This is a genomic window from Novosphingobium sp. (assembly GCF_036803765.1).
GTDB lineage: Bacteria > Pseudomonadota > Alphaproteobacteria > Sphingomonadales > Sphingomonadaceae > Novosphingobium.
The window spans coordinates 21,500-42,481 of record NZ_DAIRTS010000026.1; the positions used below are offsets into that span (position 1 = coordinate 21,500).

Consider the following 20,982-nt stretch of genomic DNA (forward strand, 5'->3'; position numbering starts at 1 on the left):
GCGCCGATGCGCTTGCGTCAGCGCGTGGCGGCGGTGCGGTTTGCCCAGAGCGCGACGATCGTGCCGATCGCACCCGAGAGCAGGTAGGCACCCGATGCCAGCAGGCCGTAATTGGCCGAGAGCCACAGCGCGGCATAAGGCGCAAAGCCAGCGCCGAGCAGCCAGGCAAGGTCGCTGGTCAGCGCCGAGCCGGTGTAGCGGTGACGCGTCCCGAAGGCATCGGCGACCGCGCCCGAGGATTGGCCGAACGCCAGGCCGAGCAGCATGAAGCCCGTGAGCATGAACGAGATCTCGCCGGCGATGCCGATGCCGAGCAGCTGGGGCGCGAAGCCCGAGAACGCGGCGATGGCGGCGGCCGAGAAGCCGAGCAGCGTGCGGCGACCGACGCGGTCGGCCACGAGGCCCGAGATCACGATCGCGCCCACGCCGACGGCAGCAGCGACGGCCTCGATGGTGAGGAAGCGGGTCGGTTCTTCCGAGGTGAAAATGAACACCCACGACAGCGGGAAAACGGTGACCATGTGGAACAGTGCGAAGCTGGCGAGCGGCGCGAAAGCACCGATCACGATGGTCTTCCACTGTTCGCGGATCGTGACGATGGGGCGTTCGGCGACGAGGTCACGCGATTCGAACAGGCGCTGGAATTCCGGGGTCACCACGATGCGCAAGCGCGAGAACAATGCCACGACGTTGATCGCGAAGGCCACGAAGAACGGGAAGCGCCAGCCCCACGACAGGAAGTCGTCCGCGGGCAGCGATTCGGTGAAGAACGCGAAGAGCAGGCTGGCGACGATGAGGCCGAGCGGCGCACCCAGCTGCGGGATCATGGCGTACCAGCCACGCTTGCCCTCGGGCGCATTCAGCGCGAGCAGCGAGGCGAGGCCGTCCCAGGTGCCGCCCAGCGCGAAGCCCTGGCCAAGGCGCAGCAGCGCGAGAAGCAGGACCGCATCGCGGCCCATGTCGGCATAGCCCGGAAGGAAGGCGATGGCCGCCGTCGAGCCGCCGAGCCCGAACAGGGCCACGGTCAGCTTGAACCCGCGACCGTAGGCACGGTCGAGCCACATGAAGAACAGCGAGCCCAGTGGCCGGGCGATGAACGCCAGCGGGAACACCGCGAACGAGGCCAGCGTGCCGTTGAGCGGGTCGAGATAGGGGAAGAACACCTTCGGGAATACAATCACCGAGGCGATCGCATAGACGAAGAAGTCGAAGAACTCGGACGTGCGGCCGATGATGACGCCGATGGCTATTTCGCCCGGCGAGATCGCGCCATGTCCGGTGCCATCGTGGGAATCAGGGCCCATCCCTGCGTTATAGTCGACTCCGGCGGCAGTCATGATTGACGCAAACTCCTTGGATTTCGGGCGCATTCCAGCAAACGCGCCGAAGGGCCGGCCGCCATGGCGGACGACCTGTCAATAGCGCCCTATTGTCTTTGTGCGACCGCGAAGGGGATTGGACAAAATGTCCTATCGTTTGCACCCCCTGCCGCATCTAGGTGCGCAGCATGCGTGCGAAACTCCTGAATCGGGCGCGCCTGCTGCGCTGCGCCATCGTCTCGTCCCTGGCCCTGCCGCTTGCCGGCTGCGACTGGGTGGTTCTCAACCCCGCCGGCGACGTGGCGCGCCAGCAGGCCGATCTTGTCGTGATCGCGACCGTGCTGATGCTGCTGATCGTCATTCCGGTCATGGCGGCCGTCGTCATCTTTGCCTGGCGCTATCGCGCCACCAATACCGAGGCGAAGTACGATCCGGAATGGAACCACTCGACCCAGCTCGAGCTGATGATCTGGGCTGCCCCGCTGCTCATCATCATTGCACTTGGTGCGGTGACCTGGGTGGGCACGCACCTGCTCGATCCCTACCGCACTATCGGCCGGATCGACGCCAAGACGCCCGTGGCCGCAACCGCTGCGCCGCTCGACGTCGAGGTGGTGTCGATGGACTGGAAGTGGCTGTTCATCTACCCCGAGCAGAACATCGCCACGGTCAACGAACTGGTCGTGCCGGCCAACCGGCCGCTGCGCTTCCGGCTGACTTCGTCGACGGTGATGAACACGTTCTATGTGCCTGCGCTTGCCGGCATGATCTATACAATGCCCGGCATGGAGACGAAGCTGCACGCCGTCTTCAACCAGGAAGGCACGTTCAAGGGCCTGTCCGCGCACTATAGTGGCGCCGGCTTCTCCAAGATGCACTTCGTCACCCGCGCTGTCTCGGACCAGGGCTTTGCCCAGTGGGTCGCCGGCGTGAAGGCCGACAAGGCCGCCACCGTACTCGACCGCCCAGGCTACATCGCGCTCGATCGCCCGAGCATCGGCGAGCCGGTCCATCATTACGCCAGCGTCACCCCGGACCTGTTCAACGCGGTGGTCGACCTCTGCGTCCAGCCCGGCAAGATCTGCTCCAGCCAGATGGCCATGCTCGATGCCAAGGGCGGCGTGCCCAAGGAGGCGGCCATGCTCAACGTCGCGGCGCTGACGTACGACAAGAACGGCCGCGTCACCGAGACCCCGGTGCTGCCCGGCAGCGTCGTCGCCCAGACCGATCGCTTCGTGAAGGCCTACTGCAGCGACAACCGGCCGATGTCGGCGGCGCCCAGCGACCTGGCTGCCCCGCGTTCGCTCGACCGTCTGCGCGGCGCCGGGATCAACCAGGCCAGTGGCCCGCACGTCAGCCTCGCCGCACCGCTGATGGCGCCTGCCTCTTGATGCAGGTTGCCGGCGGCCGACAGGCCACCCCAAATTTCGATACGTTCCTGTTTTTCTGACCGATGGACACCGCGATGACCGCAGTTCCCCTTCCTGCCACCGCTGCACCGCAGTGGTCACCGCTTCTGGGGCGGATATCCCTGGACCAGTTGCCATTCCTGCACGAGCCGATCGTGGCCGCGACCTTCGTGGGCGTCGTCCTCGGCGGCATCGGCCTGCTCGGCATCCTCACGTACTTCCGCCTCTGGGGGTACCTGTGGAAGGAATGGTTCACCAGCGTCGACCACAAGAAGATCGGGATCATGTACATGGTCCTCGGCCTCATCATGTTCATGCGCGGCTTTGCCGACGCGATCATGATGCGCCTGCAGCAGGCCATGGCCTTCAACGGCAGCGACGGGTACCTCAACGCCCATCACTACGACCAGGTCTTCACGGCGCACGGCGTCATCATGATCTTCTTCGCGGCGATGCCCTTCGTCACGGGTCTGATGAACTACGTCGTGCCGCTGCAGATCGGCGCGCGCGACGTGTCGTTCCCGTTCCTCAACAACTTCAGCTTCTGGATGACCACCGGCGGCGCCGTGCTGGTCATGGCCTCGCTGTTCCTGGGTGAATTTGCGCAGACCGGCTGGCTGGCGTTTCCGCCGCTGTCGGGCCTCGCCTACAGCCCCGGTGTCGGCGTCGACTACTACATCTGGTCGCTGCAGGTGGCGGGTGTCGGTACCACGCTGTCGGGCATCAACCTCATCGCCACAATCATCAAGATGCGCGCGCCGGGCATGACCATGATGCGCATGCCGGTCTTCACTTGGACCGCGCTGTGCACCAACGTCCTGATCGTCGCCTCCTTCCCGGTGCTGACCGCCGTTCTCGTGCTGCTCTCGCTCGACCGTTACGTGGGGACCAACTTCTTCACCAACGACTTCGGCGGCAGCCCGATGATGTATGTCAACCTCATCTGGATCTGGGGTCACCCCGAGGTCTACATCCTGGTCCTGCCGATCTTCGGCGTGTTCTCGGAAATCACCTCGACGTTCTCGGGCAAGCGCCTGTTCGGCTACACCTCGATGGTCTACGCGACCGTCGTCATCACCATCCTGTCGTATCTCGTGTGGCTCCACCACTTCTTCACGATGGGTTCGGGCGCCAGCGTCAACAGCTTCTTCGGGATCACCACCATGGTCATCTCGATCCCCACGGGCGCCAAGCTGTTCAACTGGCTGTTCACGATGTACCGCGGCCGCATCCGCTTCGACCTGCCGATGATGTGGACCGTGGCGTTCATGCTCACCTTCACCATCGGCGGCATGACCGGCGTTCTGCTTGCCGTGCCCCCGGCCGACTTCGTTCTGCACAACTCGCTGTTCCTGATCGCGCACTTCCACAACGTGATCATCGGCGGCGTCGTGTTCGGCACGTTCGCGGCGATCAACTACTGGTGGCCCAAGGCCTTCGGCTTCAAGCTCAACGCGTTCTGGGGCAAGGTCTCGTTCTGGTGCTGGGTGCCGGGCTTCTGGCTCGCCTTTACCCCGCTCTACATCATGGGCCTGATGGGCGTGACCCGCCGGACCCGCGTGTTCGACGATCCCAGCCTGCAGCCCTACTTCATCGCCGCGCTGCTCGGCGCCCTGCTGATCGCCGCCGGCATCGGTGCGATGATCGTGCAGTACGGCGTGTCGATCTGGAAGCGCGAAGAGCTCAAGGATGAGACCGGGGACCCGTGGCATGGCCGCACCCTCGAATGGGCGACCAGCTCGCCGCCGCCGGCCTACAACTTCGCGTTCACGCCGCTGGTCAACGACATCGACGCGTGGGACGACATGAAGCGTGCCAACGTCGGTCGTCCGCTCGAAGGTTTCCGTCCGATCCACATGCCCAGCAACACCGGCGCGGGCGTGGTCATCGCCGGCATCAGCACCGTGCTGGGCTTCGCCATGATCTGGCACATCTGGTGGATGGCGGGCATCAGCCTTGTCGGCCTCTTGGTTGCTGCGATCGGCCATACCTTCAACTACAAGCGGGACTTCCACATCCCGGCCGATGAAGTTGCCGCCACCGAGGCGAAGCGCACGGCCCAGCTGGAACGCCTTGCCCACACCCAGGGAGCCTCGGCATGAGCGAGACCCATCACCACCCGGCGTCGGCGGCCCTGCCCGCCTCGCTGACCAAGCTCGGCAAGTATTGGGATCTCGACGAGCACGACCATCCCGAGGGTCACAGCACCATGCTGGGCTTCTGGATCTACCTGATGAGCGACTGCCTCATCTTCGCGATCCTGTTCGCCGCGTTCGGCGTGCTCGGCGGCAACTATGCCGCCGGCCCCGGCCCGCGCGAGCTGTTCGAGCTGCCGCTGGTCGCGGTCAACACCTCGATGCTGCTGTTCTCGTCGATCACCTACGGCTTCGCCATGCTGGCGATGCAGCGTGGGTCGGTCGGCCAGACCCAGCTCTGGCTGCTGGTCACTGCCGTGTTCGGCGCGGCCTTCCTGTCGATCGAGCTTTACGAGTTCGCCAACCTCATCCACGAGGGCGCCACGCCGCAGCGCAGCGCGTTCCTGTCGGCGTTCTTCACGCTGGTCGGCACACACGGCCTCCACGTCACGTTCGGCCTGATCTGGCTGTTCACGCTGGTCGTGCAGGTGTCGCGCAAGGGTCTGATCCAGGCCAACCAGCGCCGCCTCATGTGCCTGTCGCTGTTCTGGCACTTCCTCGACGTCGTGTGGATCGGCGTCTTCACCTTCGTCTATTTGATCGGGATGGTGCGATGAGCGCGAAGAACTACAACGACCTGGCGCACCAGCACGCGCACGGCGAAGCCAATCCCCACTCGATCGGCCATCACGAGCACGAAGCCCACGGGTCGATGCGCGATTACGTGATCGGCTTCGTCCTCTCGGTCATCCTGACGGCGATCCCCTTCTGGCTGGTCATGGGCGGTGTCATCGCCGACAAGAGCACGACGGTGCTGGTCGTCGCTGCCTTCGCCGCCGTGCAGGTGGTCGTCCACATGATCTTCTTCCTGCACATGAACGGCAAGGCCGAGGGCGGGTGGAACCTGCTCGCGCTGATCTTCACCGGCGTCGTCGTGCTGGTCGTGCTGTCGGGCACGCTGTGGGTCATGTACCACATGAACCACAACATGATGCCGATGCAGCACATGGAACAGATGGACTGAACCATGCAGACGGGCAGCACTGTGCGCGGCTCCGCCACGGGTCGAGCCACACGGCGCGTGCTGCCCGTCCTGCTCCTGCTGGTGTTCGCAGCCGGCTTTGCCGCGCTCGGCATCTGGCAGGTCCAGCGCCTTGCCTGGAAAGAAGCGCTGATTGCCGACGTGGCGCGCGCCCTTCGCGCCGCCCCGGTGCCTCCCGAAGCGCTCCCACGCGGCGACCTTGCCGCCCTCACCTATCATCGTGTCGTCGTGAACGGAGTGTTCGACCCTCGCGGCGTCGTCCTCGCCACCGCGACCAGTCCGCTCGGTAACGGCTATTGGGTCATGGTGCCCGTGAGCCGCGGCGCGGCACCCGCGATCTGGGTCAACCGCGGGTTCGTGCCGCTGGGCACGCGGCTCGAGGCGGCGCGCGCCGCAGTGCCGACCGGGCCGGTTCGCGTGGTCGGCCTCGTTCGCCAGACCGAACCGCGCGGCACGCTGCTGCGCGCCAATCGCCCCGAACAGGAGCGCTGGTACGCGCGTGACCTGTCCGCCATGACCATCGCCCGCCGCCTGCCGCCCGGCGAGACGCGCTATTTTCTCGATGCGCAGACCGAAACGCCGGCGCGCACGCTTGCACCCGTCCCGGTGCCGGGCCTGACCGTGGTCCAGTTTCCGAACAACCACCTGGCCTATGCGCTGACCTGGTTTGCCCTTGCAGGCCTCTCGCTTGCGGCGATATTCGTGGTAGTGCGCAAGGCGCGATGAGCGCCACGACACCCCATCCCGCCTCGGCACTATCCGACCCGCAAGCCGAGGCGCAGTCCCGGCCGACCTATCCTGCCGGCAGCGCGCGCAACATGGCGCTCCTGGTGCAACTGCGCTGGCTTGCGGCCGCCGGCCAGCTCGTCGCGATCTGGGTGAGTGTGCATCTGCTCGGCGTGCGTCTCGACATCGCGCCGCTGATCGCCGTGCCTGCGCTGCTGATCGTCATCAACGGTCTGACGCTGCTGCTCGACCGCGGGCGCGCGGGCTATACCTATGTCGAACTTCTCGGCGCGCTGACGCTCGATATGCTCGCCCTGGCCTGGCAGCTCTATTTCAGTGGCGGCACGTCCAACCCCTTCACGTTCCTGTTCCTGATGCAGATCGTGATCGCCGCCATTTTGCTGCCGCCGAACTGGAGCGTGATCGTGGCAGCAATGGCCGGGGTGATCGTGGCACGACTGGCCTTTGCGCACCGGCCCCTCGACTTGCCCGGCGGGATGTTCGACGGGGCGATCGAACTGTTCCAGCTGGGTAATCTCGTCTGCTTCGTGCTGGTGGCGGCGCTGCTGGTCTTCTTCGTGATCCGCATGGACCGCAATCGGCGGCAGAGCGAGGAGGCGCTGGCCGTGCTGCGGCAACAGGCCGCCGAAGAGCAGCACATCGTGCGCCTGGGTCTGCTCGCGTCGGGCGCGGCGCATGAACTGGGCACACCGATGGCGACGATGTCGGTGATCCTTGGCGATTGGCAGCGTCACCCCGCGATTCAGACCGACCCTGACCTGCGCGACGAAGTGCAGGACATGGCGTCCGAGCTGCGTCGCTGCAAATCGATCCTCTCGGGCATCCTGATGAGCGCCGGCGAGGCACGCGGGGACAATCCCCGGATCACGACGCTGGGCGAGTTCCTCGAGACCATCGCCGCGGAATGGAACGAGCGCGCCGGAGGCGTCGTTCGGCTGCATGATACCGTACGCAGCGACCGCCCGATCGTCGCCGATCCGGCGCTGCGCCAGATCATCGGCAACGTGATCGACAACGCGCTCGAGGTGTCGCCCGAATTCGTCGAACTGCGTGCCGAACTCAACGGCGGGGACATCGTCCTCACCGTGCTCGACCTCGGCCCCGGTTTCGCGCCGGCCATGCTGGAAACCTTTGGCCGGCCCTACAACTCGACCAAGGGGCGCGACGGCGGGGGGCTCGGGTTGTTCCTTGTGGTCAACGTGGTGCGCAAGCTCGGTGGCCGGGTCGAGGTGGAGAACCGGTCGGCTCGCGGCGCACTCGTACGATTGACGATCCCGATGGCGTCGCTGGCCTATCGCGCCGGTACAGACGCAGGAGAAGACCATGCCGCCTGACGCGGACGCGACGACCGATTCCACGGCGACCGATTTGCCTCGCCTGGTGATCGTGGAAGACGATCCGGCTTTCGCGCGCACGCTTCGGCGCTCGTTCGAACGGCGGGGCTATGCGGTCGATCATGCCGCCAGCCCCGAGGATCTCGAGACACTGCTCGACGACAACGATTTCCAGTTTGCCGTGGTCGATCTGAAACTCGGCAGCGGCTCGGGGCTGACCTGCGTCCACATGCTGGCCGATCGCGATCCCGATACCCGGATCGTCGTGCTGACGGGCTTCGCCTCGATCTCCACCGCGGTGGAGGCGATCAAGCTCGGCGCCTCGCACTACCTCGCCAAGCCGGCCAACACGGACGACATCGAGGAGGCGTTCGGCCGGGTCGCGGGTGACCCGACGGTGCCGCTCGATACGCGCAAGAGCTCGATCAAGACGGTGGAATGGGAATACATCCATTCGACGCTGGTCGAATGCGATTTCAACATTTCCGAAGCGGCGCGGCGGCTCGGCATGCATCGGCGAACGCTGGCCAGAAAACTGGAAAAGCGACCACTGCGCTAGGCTGATTGTACTGTTGGGGGCTTGCCAGGCAATGCGCTGCGCCTTTCGTTGCCCCATCTATGGGCAAATTGCCTGTTCCAAGCGTGATATGATGCGCGCATGGAACAGACCGCGCCCTTCGCCCGCTTCGTCACGCCGCTCGCCGGCCAGTCGCCGCTCCGTCAGGCGATCACCGCGGCGACTCGGCGGGACGAGCGCGCCTGCGTGACCTCGCTCCTGCCCGCCGCGACCCTGCCCGCCGACTTGGTCGAGCCGGTTCGTGCCACGGCGGAATTGCTCATCACCCGGCTACGGGCGAGCGCCAAGCCGGGGGCGGTGCAATCGCTCGTACAGGAATATGCGCTCAGCAGCCCCGAGGGCGTGGCGCTGATGTGCCTGGCCGAGGCGCTGCTGCGCATACCCGACACGGCGACCCGCGATGCGCTGATCCGCGATAAGATCGCGCAGGGTGACTGGCGCGGCCACCTCGGCAAGGATCGCCCGGTCTTCGTCAACGCCGCCTCGTGGGGCCTGCTGCTCACCGGCAAACTGGTCGGCGCCGAAGACGAGGCCGGCCTCGGCGCGAGCCTCACCCGTCTCATCGCGCGGATGGGCGAGCCGGTCATCCGCCGCGCGGTCGATGCCGCGATGCGCATGATGGGCGAGCAGTTCGTCACGGGCGAGACCATCGACGAGGCCTTGAAGCGCGCCGCCCCGCGCGAGGCCAAGGGCTTTGCCTTCTCGTACGACATGTTGGGCGAGGCCGCGATGACCGCCGCCGACGCCGACCGCTACAATGCGGCCTATGTCGAGGCGATCGAGGCCATCGGCCGCGCCTCGGCCGGCCGTGGCATTCACGCGGGGCCTGGCATCTCGATCAAGCTGTCGGCTCTGCATCCGCGCTACGTGCGCGCGCAGGCCGGGCGCGTGAAGGCGGAACTGCTGCCGCGCGTCAAGGCGCTGTGCGTGCTCGCGCGCGGGTACGACATCGGTCTCAACATCGATGCCGAGGAAGCCGACCGCCTCGAACTCTCGCTCGACCTGCTCGAGGCGCTGGCCACCGATCCCGATCTCGCCGGGTGGAATGGGCTGGGGTTCGTGGTGCAGGCATACCAGAAGCGCTGCCCCTTCGTGATCGACTGGATCGTCGATCTGGCCCGCCGCAGCGGCCGCCGCATCATGGTCCGCCTGGTCAAGGGCGCGTATTGGGATGCGGAGATCAAGCGCGCGCAGGTCGATGGGCTGGCGGACTTCCCGGTCTATACCCAGAAGGTCCACACCGACCTCGCTTACGTCGCCTGCGCGCGCAAGCTGCTCGACGCACGCGACGTGGTGTTCCCGCAGTTCGCCACGCACAACGCGCAATCGCTGGCCTCGGTGCTGCATCTCGCCGGACCGGACTTCAAGCTGGGCGACTACGAGTTCCAGTGCCTGCACGGCATGGGCGAAGGCCTTTACGACCAGGTCGTGGGCGCCGACAAGCTCGACCGGCCCTGCCGGGTCTATGCACCCGTCGGCACACACGAGACCCTGCTCGCCTACCTCGTCCGCCGGCTGCTCGAGAACGGGGCGAACTCCTCGTTCGTCAACCGCATCAACGATCCCGAGGTGAGCATTTCAGAACTGGTCACCGACCCGTCGGCGATCGTGACGGCAAGCAACGATCTGGGTGCGCCGCATCCGGCCGTGGCCTTGCCGGGCAAGCTCTTTGCCGAGCGCCGCAACTCTGCGGGTCTCGACCTTGCCGACGAGACCGTGCTCGGCGCACTGCCGGCCGTTTTGCAGGCCTCGGTCGGTGCTACCTGGCAGGCTGGCGTGGTCCAGCCCGATGCCGCGCCGGGCGATGCGGTGCGCAACCCGGCGGACCACCGCGACGTCGTCGGCCATGTCTGGCCGGCAAGCGCGGCAGAGGCGCGTGCCGCCGTGTCGCGCGCGCTCGATGCTCTCGCTGCCTGGGCGCAGACGCCGGTGGCCGCGCGCGCGGCGATGCTTGAGCGAGCCGCGACTTTGCTCGAACGCCAGACGATGCCGCTGATGGGCCTGATCATGCGCGAGGCGGGCAAGACTGCAGCCAATGCGGTGGGGGAAGTGCGCGAAGCCGTCGATTTCCTGCGCTATTACGCGGTCGAGGCGCGGGCCACGCTGGCCCATACGCGCCCGCTCGGGCCGGTCGTTTGCATCTCGCCCTGGAACTTCCCGCTGGCGATCTTCACCGGGCAGATTGCCGCCGCCCTCGTCGCGGGCAACCCCGTGCTGGCCAAGCCGGCGGAGGAAACCCCGCTTGTGGCCGCCCGCATGGTCGCGATCTTCCACGAGGCGGGCATCCCCGCCGAGGCCCTGCAGATCCTCGTCGGCGATGGCGCGATCGGCGCGGCGCTCGTCGAGGCGGACGGTGTCGCCGGGGTCATGTTCACCGGCTCGACCGAAGTGGCGCGGATCATCCAGCGCACGCTTGCGGCGCGCACCGATGCCGAAGGCCGTTCGATCCCGCTGATCGCCGAGACGGGCGGGCAGAACGCGATGATCGTCGACTCCTCGGCATTGGCCGAGCAGGTGGTGGCCGACGTCGTCGCCTCCGCCTTCGACAGCGCCGGCCAGCGTTGCTCGGCGCTGCGCGTGCTGTTCCTGCAGAACGACGTGGCGGACCGGACGCTGGCCATGCTGCGCGGGGCACTGGCCGAACTGGTGCCGGGCAATCCCGACCGCCTGTCGACCGACATCGGCCCGGTGATTTCCGCAGAGGCGCGCGATACGATCGAAGCACACGTCGCCGCGATGCAGGCGCGAGGCTTCCCGGTCCACCGGCTGCCCCTCCCCGTCGATTGCGCCGAAGGCACGTTCGTCGCGCCGACGATCATCGAATTGCCCGGCATCGAGGCGCTGGGCCGCGAGGTTTTCGGACCGGTGCTACACGTCGTCCGCTATCAGGCAAGCGATCTGGAAGCCGTGATCGCCGGCATCAACCGTACGGGCTATGGCTTGACCTTCGGCCTCCATACCCGGCTCGACGAGACTGTGGCGCGGGTCACGGCGGCGGTCGAGGCCGGCAATCTCTACGTCAACCGCAACACGATCGGCGCAGTCGTCGGCGTCCAGCCGTTCGGCGGACGCGGCTTGTCCGGCACCGGACCCAAGGCGGGTGGGCCGCTCTACCTGTCGCGCCTCGTGCGCGGCCAGCCTGCGCCTTCGCCCACCTTTGCCGGCCTTGCGGGTCGGACCGATCCGGCTGCGGTCCTCTTCGCCGATTGGCTCGAAAGCAAGGGCGACGGTGAGGCCGCACGCCTCGTCCGCGCCGACATCGCCGCCTCGCGTTTGGGTGTAGCGACGAATCTCGCTGGGCCGGTGGGCGAGACCAACCGCTACTGCCTCGAACCGAGGGGAACCGTCGGCCTCTACGCCGCGACCGAGGGCGGTCTGTGGCGCCAGATCGGCGCGGCCCTGGCGACCGGCAACGATGCCGCCATCGTCCACGCCCGCATCGAGACGCTTCCGGCCGATTGGCCAGCGGCGGTTGCCAGGCGGGTCAGTGCACTGGGTGCGGGTCGCCCCATCTGCGTCGCGCTGGTCGAGCAGCGCGGGGAAGCCCTCGGTGCCATCGCGCGCAGCCTGGCTGATGCCGAGGGCATGATCGTGCCGGTCCATGCGGCCGAAGCGGGTGCCTACCCGCTCGACCTGCTGCTCGAGGAAACCAGCGTCTCGATCAACACCACCGCGGCGGGCGGCAATGCCAGTCTGATGGCGATGGTCTGAACGGCGAGCTCAGGCCGGCACTTCCGCCAGAGTGGCGCGCAGCGCCAACGGCGTGACCGTGCCGGCCAAAGCCGCAGCGAAGACCAGCTTTGCTGCCAGCGCGAGCGCCCAGGGCAACAGCGTAGCGCCCGTAGCGCCAAGAATGGCGGCCGCAGCGGCCGTGCCGATGGCAGCGCCAATCAGCCCGAGCAGAACGGCCCGCATGACCAGAAGGCTGGGCAACCATGGGCGACCGGGGCCCTCAATTCCGACAAGCTTCCCCTGTCGCATGGCCTTTCTCGTCAGCAGGGAAGGCACGAGCGTGCCCATGAACGCGACCATGAAGCCCTGCGGCAGAAAGTCGAACACGTAGGCTCCCACGCCCCAGACCGGCACCACCGGCGCCATGCCGAAGACGAGCAGGAAAAAGACCAGGGTCAAAATGCAGTTGATCCCGGCGCTGATCGCGGTTTCGCGGCGCAGATAGGCAGCAGTTTTTGCGGAATACGGCGTTCGCGTGTTGACCATGACCCCATGGCTACCGTGCCTCCGTCCCTTGCGTCAACGGCAGGAGCTCGGCATGTTACGGCCGTAGATGTGATGGGGGCGGCCCCGCCTGATCGCGGGGCCGCCCCTTGTCACGCATCGCGCCAAGCGCGCGCTGCTATGTGCGATCCTATGCCGATTAGAACACGATCACGCTGCGGATCGACTTGCCCTCGTGCATCAGGTCGAACGCGGTGTTGATCTCCTCGAGACCCATGACGTGCGTGATCATGGGGTCGATCTCGATCTTGCCCTGCATGTACCAGTCGACGATCTTGGGCACGTCGGTCCGGCCCTTGGCGCCGCCGAAGGCCGTGCCGCGCCAGTTGCGGCCGGTCACGAGCTGGAACGGGCGGGTTGCGATCTCCTTGCCCGCCTCGGCCACGCCGATGATGATCGAGGTGCCCCAGCCACGATGGCAGGCCTCGAGCGCGGTGCGCATCACTTCGGTGTTGCCGGTGGCGTCGAAGGTGTAATCCGCGCCGCCATCGGTGATCTCGACGACCTTGGCGACGGTTTCCTCGCGGCTCAGGCCCTTGGAATTGAGGAAGTCGGTCATGCCGAAGCGGCGGCCCCACTCCTCGCGGTCGGGGTTGATGTCGACGCCGACGATCTTGCCGGCACCGGCGAGCCGCGCGCCCTGGATCACGTTGAGGCCGATGCCGCCGAGGCCGAAGACCACGACGTTGTCACCGACCTGGACCTTGGCGGTGTTGACCACCGCGCCCACGCCCGTCGTCACGCCGCAACCGATGTAGCAGCTGGTCTGGAACGGCGCGTCTTCACGGATCTTGGCGACCGCGATTTCGGGCAGGACGGTGAAGTTGGAGAAGGTCGAGCAGCCCATGTAATGGTAGATCGGCTGTCCCTTGTAGGAGAAGCGCGTGGTCCCGTCGGGCATCAGGCCCTTGCCCTGCGTGGCGCGGATCGCGGTGCACAGGTTGGTCTTGCCCGAGAGGCACGATTTGCACTGGCGGCATTCGGGCGTGTAGAGCGGAATGACATGGTCGCCCGGCTTGACCGAGGTGACGCCCGGGCCGACCTCACGCACGATGCCGGCGCCTTCGTGGCCGAGCACCGAGGGGAAGATGCCTTCGCTGTCGAACCCGTCGAGCGTGTAGGCATCGGTGTGGCACACGCCGGTCGCCATGATCTCGACGAGGACTTCGCCCGCCTTGGGCCCTTCGAGGTCCAGTTCGACGATTTCCAGCGGTTTCTTCGCCTCGAAAGCGACAGCGGCACGGGTCTTCATGCGGGGTTCTCCTCTTGGTTCGGCGTGCCTACAGCATTGCATGGCGGGCACAAAGCGCGCATTTACGCAAAAGTTTATTGCATGCTCGGGATAATGAAATGTCGGACTGGAACGGTCTGGAGGAGCTTGTCGCGATCGCCGAGAACGGCAGTTTCGCCGCAGCGGCCCGCAAGCTGCGTCGCTCCACCTCGCATGTCAGCCGCGCCATCGCCAGCCTCGAGCATCGCACCGGGGCGACGCTGCTCCATCGCACCACGCGCCTCGTGGCGCTGACCGCTGCGGGCAAGGAATTGGCCGAGCGCGGGCGTCGCATCATCGACGAGCGCGATGCGGCCCTCGCCGTGGCCAGCGGCGACCCCGGCCTTCGCGGCAGCCTGCGCATCACCTGCCCGGCGGCCTTGGGCGAATACTTCATCGCCCCGCTGGCGCTGCGCCATGCGCTGGCGCATCCCTCGCTCGCCGTATCGCTCGATTTCAGCAACCGCGTGGTCGACATCGTCGCGGAAGGCTTCGACCTCGCCATCCGTACCGGCCCGCAGACCGACCTGCGCCTGGCTGCCCATCGTCTGGGGGAGCGGAACGTGGTGACCTGTGCCGCCCCGTCCTATCTGGCGGAACGAGGCCGGCCCGAGCGGATCGAGGATCTCGATCGCCACGCCTGCCTGATCGGGTCGGCGCCGGTCTGGCACTTCCGCCGTGATCAGGCCGAGACGACGTACCAGCCCGAAGCGCATTGGCGATGCAACAACGGCCCTGCCGTGACCGCTGCGGCGATCGCCGGGCTTGGCGTGTGCCAGGTGCCCGATTTCTATGCGGCACGGCCATTGGCGCTGGGCCAGGTCGACGTTGTTCTCGACGATGTCCGCGCCACGGCCGAGCCGATCTGGGCGATGCACCCGCGCCGTCGCCTGGTGCCGCGCAAGGTTGCCGATTTCGTCGCGCTGCTGGTGGCCGAATTGCCGGCCGCCATGGCCCGCGGGTTCACCCCGCCAGAGGATCGACACGCCGCGTATCGCTGAGCATCAGGCCCGCCACCAGCGCGACCGCAGCCAGCGCCGTCACATACCAGTAGAAGCCGCTCTCCAGCCCCGCGCTCTTGAAGGCCAGCGCGACGTTCTCGGCCGTGCCACCGAACAGCGCATTGCCGATGCCATAGGCGAGTCCGACGCCCAGCGCGCGGACATGGACCGGGAACAGCTCGGCTTTGAATACGCCGCTGACCGAGGTGTAGAAGCTGTTGACCACCAGCCCCGCCATGACCAGCGCGCCCGCGACCCAGAACGAGTGCGCCTGCGCCAGCCAAGTAAAGATCGGCACGGTCAGCGCCATCGCCAGGGCGGCGAAGATCAGGATGTTGGCCCGCCGCCCGATGCGGTCGGACAGCGCGCCCATCGCGGGCTGGATCACCATGAACAGCACCAGCACCCCGGTCATCAGCAGCGTGGCGTCGGGCTTGGTCATGCCGACCGTCAGCACCAGGTATTTCTGCATATAGGTGGTGAAGGTGTAGAATGAGAGGCTGCCGCCCGCCGTCAATGCGACGACGATGAGGAACGGCCGCAAGTGCTCCCCGAGGAGGCTGCGCAGCGATCCTGCCGCGTCCGTCTTGGCCCCGCCCGTCTCGTGCATGTGCCGTCGCAGCAGGAGGATGAGGCCGGCCCCTGCCGCGCCGATTGCGAAACCGATGCGCCAGCCATAGGCTTTCATCGCCCCCTCGCCCAGCAGGTGCTGCAGCGCGAGGATGACCAGGGTTGCCAGCAACTGCCCGCCGATCAGCGTGACATACTGGAACGAGGACCAGAACCCGCGCCGCCCGCGCCCGGCAATCTCGCTGAGGTACGTAGCGGCAGTCCCGTATTGACCGCCGGTCGAAAATCCCTGGAGCATCCGGCCAAGCAGCAAGAGCACGGGCGCGCCGACACCGATCTGGCCGTAGGGCGGCAGCACGGCGATCAGCGCCGAGCCGATCCCCATCATCAATACCGAGGCGACCATGGCGCGCTGGCGGCCGTGCCGATCGGCGAACCGGCCGAAGTACCATCCGCCGATCGGGCGCAGCAGGAATCCGACCGCGAAGATCCCGCTCGTCGCCATGACCTGCACCAGCGGATTGCTTTCGGGAAAGAACTCCGACGAAAAATAGAGCGCCGTGAAGGCGTAGATGTAGAAGTCATACCATTCGATGAGGTTGCCTGCCGATCCCGCAAGGATTGCGCGCAGGCGGGCCCCATCGCTCAGCGCCGCGTCAGCCTTCATCGCGCGGCGGCACCGCTGCAGGCGTTACGCGCGATTGCCCAGTCGAGCGCGTTGCCGAGCATCGTGCGATAACGTGTGTCTGCGTAGCCTTCGGGCCGGTGGCCGATGGCCGAATAGAACATGCGGCCGCGGCCGATGCAGCGGGTCCAGGCGATCGGATGGTCACCCATCGCCAGGCTTTCGCCAGTCATGCCCTTCGGCGAATAGGTCTTCTCGTCCAATGTCGCGACCACTTGGGCGCCCGTGCGCCGCGGCGAGGCTGCGAACGAATACCATTCGTCCTGCCAGGTCCACTCCCTGGGCAAATCCGCCGAAAGCGTGGGGTCGCGGGTCTCCATCACGATCCGCGCATCCTGGAACTGCGGGTTCATCGGATGACCGACGAACGTCGCGCCGACCAGCGTGTCGCGATACCACGGCCAGAACGTCGCCGGATCGCCCGAGGCGCTGTGTACGCCGACATAGGCGCCGCCCCGCTCGATCCAGGCTCGAAACGCTGCGCGCTGGGACAGCGTGAGCAGGTCGCCCGAATTGTTGTTCCAGATGACCAGGTCGAAGCCGCGCAGGGTGGCCGGTGTGAAGGCGCCGGCATGCTCGGTCGTCACGACATCCCACCCGCGCGCGTCGGCCAGCGCGACGAAGGCACGGTGTGCAGCCTCGATCGCGGGGGCATCGCGGAAGCCGACATTCTTCTCGAACAGCAGGACATGGCGGCGTCCGTTGGCCGGGGGTGCGGCGACCGGTTCGCCATCGTAGCGGGCGCAGCGCGCGATCCGGTCCTGCGCGGTCACCGGCAGGGTCTTGAACGCCGCGCCGATGCGGGCGAGTTGCGCGGGCTTGATCCCGAGTGCGGGCGCAATGCCTTCCAGCGTCACGATCGCGGACATGCTCGGCGCCGCAGGCTTGAGCATGCCGCCGAACGGATGACCCGAAAAGTCACCGGCCTCGCGCCTGACGATCGCGCTGGCGCGCGGGCTGAGTAGCACGTCCATCAGCGGCGACTGTAGCGAAAAGGGCCGGTCGCGCAGCGGGCAATCGCGCACCGGGCTTGCGAACGCAGGCACGGCCTGAAGTGCTGCCGCAAGGGCGATGCAAAATGCGGCCGCTCGCGTCATCGGCCCTCTACTGCGCTTCATCGTTCCTGCTCCCCGGCGTCGGTGGACGCGTGTCAGCGTGCTTATCGCGGGGCCGTCCGAACGAGAAGGTCTAATCGCCCCGCGCTTAATTCATGGGATCGATCAGCACCTTGCACTGGTGGGTGCGCTTGCGCAGGCTTTCGAAGACATCCGGGGTGTCGCCCAAGCGGATGGTATCGGTCACCAACATCCGGGGCTCTGCCGCCCCGCGATCGAGCGCGTCGAGCGCGGCCTCGTATTCGTGCGTGGTGAAGAAGGCGGAGGTGACCAGCCGGACTTCCTTCGACAGCATCGCAAACGTGTTCAGCGTATCGGGCCGGGTGCAGAGCCCGAGCAGGACGATGGTGCCGCGATTGCGCACCTGCTGCACGGCTTGTGCGATGAGGCCGGGCGCCCCGACGCATTCGAAGACCAGGTCCGCCGGGCCACCCAGGGCCCGGACAGCGGCTTCGACGGGTTCGGCCGGTGCCACCACGAAGTCATGCGCCCCCATGGCCAGCGCACGCTCGCGCTGCCATTCGGCGATGTCCTGCACCACGACGCGGCCTGCGCCGTGCTGTCTCGCCCAGAAGGCGACCGCTAGGCCGATCGGCCCCGCCCCAAGCACCAGTACCTTGTCGCCGCGGCGCAGGCCCGACAGGCCGATGCCATGAAGCGCCACGGCCAGTGGCTCGATGATCGCGCCATCGGCCAGGCTTGCGGTGGCGGGCAGGCGGACGCACTGGTTGGGCCGCGTCACGGCATATTCGGCATAGCCCCCGCCCTGCAGGCCGAAGGCGCTGCACCACTGGACCTCGCCCGCGTGGCAGGCCGGGCAGTGACCGCAGCTCTTGAGCGGGCTGACTGCCACGCGGTCGCCCAGGCGCCACCCCTCGACGCCCTTGCCCAGCGCAACGACTTCCCCGGCGAACTCGTGCCCCAGGATCGAGCCGGCGCCCTGGCCATAGGCCTCGTCCTCGGTCATGTGCAGGTCGGACCCGCAAATGCCGCAGCGGCCAACCCTGACGACGAGGTCGCCCTCGCCCGGCGTCGGATCGGGCACGGTTTCCAGTGCGAGGGGCCGGTGCAGCCCCTGCATGACGACGGCGCGCATTACTTGTACTTGCCCAGCATCATCCCGCCATCGATCACGACATGGCTGCCGGTCATGTAGTCGGACGCGTCGGACGCCAGCAGCAGCGCCAGCGGCTTGATCTGGTCCGTTTCCGCCAGCTTGCCGAGCGGCACGATTGCATCCCAGGCTGCGCGGGCGACAGGGTCCTTCTTGAGCCAGCCGCCGCCGATGTTGGTGACAAACGGCCCCGGCGCGATCGCGTTGACGCGGATGCGGAACTCGGCAAGCTCGAGGCCCAGCGCGTGCACCATGTGCAGCACCCCGGCCTTGGCGGGCATGTAGGGCAGGCCGACGATCGGCTCGGTCACCAGCCCGGCATTGGACGCCGTGCAGATGATCGAACCGCCGGTACGGCCATTGGCGCGCCCGTCCTGCTTCATGATCCGCACGGCGTTCGAGATCGTGTGGAAGACGCCGTTGAGGTTGACGTTGATCGACTTGGCCCACCGCGCCGGGTCGTAGGTATCGACCTGTCCGTCGGGATTGCGATGTCCGGCGGGGTTCCAGAATCCAGCGCCCGCGTCGATCCCGGCATTGGCGAAGCAGATATCGAGCCCGCCATAGGCCTCGGCATGCGCGTCGAAGGCTGTGGCCACCGCGTCGAAGTCCGACACGTCGCAGTGCGCGGCACGGGCGGTATGGCCTGCGGCGGTGAGCCGCGCCGCCTCACGCTCGGCCCCTTCCAGGTCGATGTCGGCCAGCGTCACCGCGGCGCCGGCTTCGGCCATGGCTTCGGCATAGGCAAGGCCGATGCCGCTGGCCGCGCCAGTGACCAGTGCGCTGCGCCCCGCAATGCTGAAGCGGTCGAGAATGGACATCGTATCGTCTCCCATGATGGTGGCCGCTCAGGCGGCGCTGTCTTGGTCCTGCCCGCGTTCACGGGCGATCAGGCGCTGCAGCATGCGACGCGCACGGATGCCGCCACCATCGCCGTTCAGCACCCACGGCTTGAGGTCCCAGAAATCGTGCCCGCGCATCAGGCGGTGGCTATCGCGGATGATCGGCATGTCCTCGCGCTCGAACGCATGCTCGAGCGCGCCACGCATCGCCTCGGAAAAGCCGGCATCGCCCAGCGCGAAGTCGCGGCCCGTGGCCCAGACGTAATGCGTGGTGTCCGGCGTCTCGGGCGTGAAGGCGTGAAGCGAGGGCAGCAGCGTGCAAGCCTCGCGCGGGGTGCCCGGCGGCCCGGCGATGAAGTCGAAGCGCAAGACGGCCGGGGCGTGCCAGGTTACTTCGCCATAGAAATCCTGCAGCTCGCCCACGCGACCGAGCATCGCGCCGATGCCTTGTGACAACGGAGCGCCCATCTGCACATATTCTGCGTGAACGGTGTCGCCGTCCTGCCAGAAGCGCCGCTCGCCTTCGGTGAAGGCACTGGCAACGAGTGCGGGATGGACGAAGTTGGCGTGGCTGAGGTCGAGAATATTATCGCTGTAAAGCTCATAGTGCCCCTCGGCACGCGTCGCGCCGCGCACCACGTCCCACGCCGGATCGGCAAGCCAGCCGAAATCGGGAATGGCCGCCGGGTCGGCGTGGGCGGCATCGCCCATCCATATCCACAGCAGGCCATGGCGCTCAACCAGCGGGTAGACCGGCAAGCGCGCGGCCGGCAATTGCCCGCCGGGATGGGGATTGAACACGCAGGCGCCCGTCCCATCGAAGCGCAGCCCGTGATAAGGACAGGCCAGGGTGCCCTCAACCACCCTGCCCTGCCCGAGCGGCGCGAACCGGTGCGGGCAACGCCCACCCACGGCATGCGCCACGCCCTGTTCATCGCGAAACAGCGCGACCGGCTCTTCGAGGAAGACCCGGTCTTGCGGCTCGTTGCCCAGCCTGTCGGCCCAGCCGGCAACGTACCAGCACGCCTTGAGGTAGGCCTCGCGCGGGGCCGGGCCCAGCCTGGGAACGCCCTCGCGCATCGGATCAGAGATACAGCTGCTTGTTGATCGCGATGCCGTTTTCGCGACAATAGGTCTCGTAGTGGTTCATGAACCACCACACATCGAGCGTCTCGACGTGATTGCCCTCGGCGTCGAAGAACTCGTTGGCGCCCTGCATGTGGAACAGCGCCTTCATCCCGTTGGGGTCGTCGGTCACCAGCGTATGTGCGGTGCCCGGCGTCTCGGTGATGAACTCGCCCGGCTTGCACACCCAGTCGTATTCGAGGTAGCGGAACGAGCCCTCGAGCCCGATCGCCCAGACCCGGCCGCGATGCTTGTGCGTGCCGATAACGCCCGGCCCCTTGATCCACAGGATGTTGACATAGACGTTCTCGCGCACGTCGAACGCCAGATGGCGGATCGCCGCATTGTCACCGAAGGGCACCCACGGGCTTTCCGCTTCGCCGGCGCCGACATAGGTGCCTTCGACGCCGCGCGCGCGGATGAGATCGCCGTAGAGTTCGGGAACCTGGACGATCTCGTAT

General features: G+C 67.0%; 18 protein-coding genes. 9 read left to right on the plus strand and 9 right to left on the minus strand.

All coding sequences use genetic code 11. The annotated features are described in order from the left end of the window. Positions 1-17 precede the first annotated feature (17 nt). Complete coding sequence (locus tag V7Q48_RS15255; RefSeq protein WP_333839280.1) at positions 18-1,304, minus strand: MFS transporter; 1,287 nt, start codon at positions 1,302-1,304, stop codon at positions 18-20. Positions 1,305-1,507: 203 nt separating this feature from the next. Here V7Q48_RS15255 and cyoA point away from each other — a divergent pair, with 203 nt between their 5' ends. From cyoA to putA, 8 genes are all read left to right on the plus strand, one after another. Next, positions 1,508-2,710, plus strand: a complete 1,203-nt coding sequence (cyoA, locus tag V7Q48_RS15260; RefSeq protein ID WP_333839238.1) for a ubiquinol oxidase subunit II — start codon at positions 1,508-1,510, stop codon at positions 2,708-2,710. A gap of 74 nt (positions 2,711-2,784) precedes the next feature. After that, positions 2,785-4,830: a cytochrome o ubiquinol oxidase subunit I gene (gene cyoB / locus V7Q48_RS15265; protein ID WP_333839240.1), complete on the plus strand. Its 2,046-nt coding sequence runs from the start codon at positions 2,785-2,787 to the stop codon at positions 4,828-4,830. Continuing rightward, entirely contained in the window at positions 4,827-5,480 is a 654-nt protein-coding gene (cyoC, locus tag V7Q48_RS15270) for a cytochrome o ubiquinol oxidase subunit III (protein WP_333839242.1), read from the plus strand. The genes cyoB and cyoC overlap by 4 nt, the downstream gene beginning before the upstream one ends. Next, positions 5,477-5,887 (plus strand): cytochrome o ubiquinol oxidase subunit IV, encoded by a 411-nt coding sequence (gene cyoD, locus V7Q48_RS15275; RefSeq protein WP_333839244.1) that lies wholly within the window; start codon positions 5,477-5,479, stop codon positions 5,885-5,887. Before cyoC ends, cyoD begins: the two co-directional genes overlap by 4 nt. Positions 5,888-5,890: 3 nt before the next feature. Next, positions 5,891-6,631, plus strand: coding sequence for an SURF1 family protein (locus tag V7Q48_RS15280; RefSeq protein WP_333839246.1), 741 nt, complete (start codon positions 5,891-5,893; stop codon positions 6,629-6,631). Beyond that, on the plus strand, positions 6,628-7,986 hold the full coding sequence (locus V7Q48_RS15285) for an ATP-binding protein (protein WP_333839248.1): 1,359 nt from the start codon (positions 6,628-6,630) through the stop codon (positions 7,984-7,986). The genes V7Q48_RS15280 and V7Q48_RS15285 overlap by 4 nt, the downstream gene beginning before the upstream one ends. Next, positions 7,976-8,545 (plus strand): response regulator transcription factor, encoded by a 570-nt coding sequence (locus tag V7Q48_RS15290; protein WP_333839250.1) that lies wholly within the window; start codon positions 7,976-7,978, stop codon positions 8,543-8,545. The genes V7Q48_RS15285 and V7Q48_RS15290 overlap by 11 nt, the downstream gene beginning before the upstream one ends. 99 nt (positions 8,546-8,644) lie before the next feature. Beyond that, entirely contained in the window at positions 8,645-12,274 is a 3,630-nt protein-coding gene (putA, locus tag V7Q48_RS15295; RefSeq protein ID WP_333839252.1) for a bifunctional proline dehydrogenase/L-glutamate gamma-semialdehyde dehydrogenase PutA, read from the plus strand. 9 nt (positions 12,275-12,283) lie between these two features. On the opposite strand, the gene V7Q48_RS15300 is transcribed toward putA, so the two are convergent. Next, positions 12,284-12,781: a hypothetical protein gene (locus V7Q48_RS15300; protein WP_333839254.1), complete on the minus strand. Its 498-nt coding sequence runs from the start codon at positions 12,779-12,781 to the stop codon at positions 12,284-12,286. A 157-nt stretch (positions 12,782-12,938) separates the two neighbouring features. Continuing rightward, positions 12,939-14,051: an S-(hydroxymethyl)glutathione dehydrogenase/class III alcohol dehydrogenase gene (locus V7Q48_RS15305; RefSeq protein ID WP_333839256.1), complete on the minus strand. Its 1,113-nt coding sequence runs from the start codon at positions 14,049-14,051 to the stop codon at positions 12,939-12,941. Between the two features lie 98 nt (positions 14,052-14,149). Between V7Q48_RS15305 and V7Q48_RS15310 the strand changes: the two genes are divergently transcribed. Further along, positions 14,150-15,070, plus strand: coding sequence for a LysR family transcriptional regulator (locus V7Q48_RS15310; RefSeq protein ID WP_333839258.1), 921 nt, complete (start codon positions 14,150-14,152; stop codon positions 15,068-15,070). Here V7Q48_RS15310 and V7Q48_RS15315 read toward each other — a convergent pair. The 6 genes from V7Q48_RS15315 to V7Q48_RS15340 all read right to left on the minus strand — a co-directional run. Next, positions 15,033-16,307, minus strand: coding sequence for an MFS transporter (locus tag V7Q48_RS15315; protein ID WP_333839261.1), 1,275 nt, complete (start codon positions 16,305-16,307; stop codon positions 15,033-15,035). The genes V7Q48_RS15310 and V7Q48_RS15315 overlap by 38 nt on opposite strands. Then, positions 16,304-17,371 carry a ThuA domain-containing protein gene (locus V7Q48_RS15320; RefSeq protein ID WP_333839263.1) on the minus strand — a complete coding sequence of 356 codons (1,068 nt, stop codon included), beginning with the start codon at positions 17,369-17,371 and terminating at the stop codon, positions 16,304-16,306. The genes V7Q48_RS15315 and V7Q48_RS15320 overlap by 4 nt, the downstream gene beginning before the upstream one ends. Positions 17,372-17,528: 157 nt before the next feature. Continuing rightward, positions 17,529-18,536: an alcohol dehydrogenase catalytic domain-containing protein gene (locus tag V7Q48_RS15325; RefSeq protein WP_333839265.1), complete on the minus strand. Its 1,008-nt coding sequence runs from the start codon at positions 18,534-18,536 to the stop codon at positions 17,529-17,531. After that, positions 18,536-19,375 (minus strand): SDR family NAD(P)-dependent oxidoreductase, encoded by an 840-nt coding sequence (locus tag V7Q48_RS15330; protein WP_333839267.1) that lies wholly within the window; start codon positions 19,373-19,375, stop codon positions 18,536-18,538. Before V7Q48_RS15330 ends, V7Q48_RS15325 begins: the two co-directional genes overlap by 1 nt. Before the next feature lie 27 nt (positions 19,376-19,402). After that, positions 19,403-20,476 carry an aromatic ring-hydroxylating dioxygenase subunit alpha gene (locus V7Q48_RS15335; RefSeq protein ID WP_333839270.1) on the minus strand — a complete coding sequence of 358 codons (1,074 nt, stop codon included), beginning with the start codon at positions 20,474-20,476 and terminating at the stop codon, positions 19,403-19,405. Between the two features lie 4 nt (positions 20,477-20,480). Beyond that, a partial coding sequence (locus V7Q48_RS15340; protein ID WP_333839273.1) for a 2,4'-dihydroxyacetophenone dioxygenase family protein occupies positions 20,481-20,982 on the minus strand: 502 nt, incomplete at its 5' end.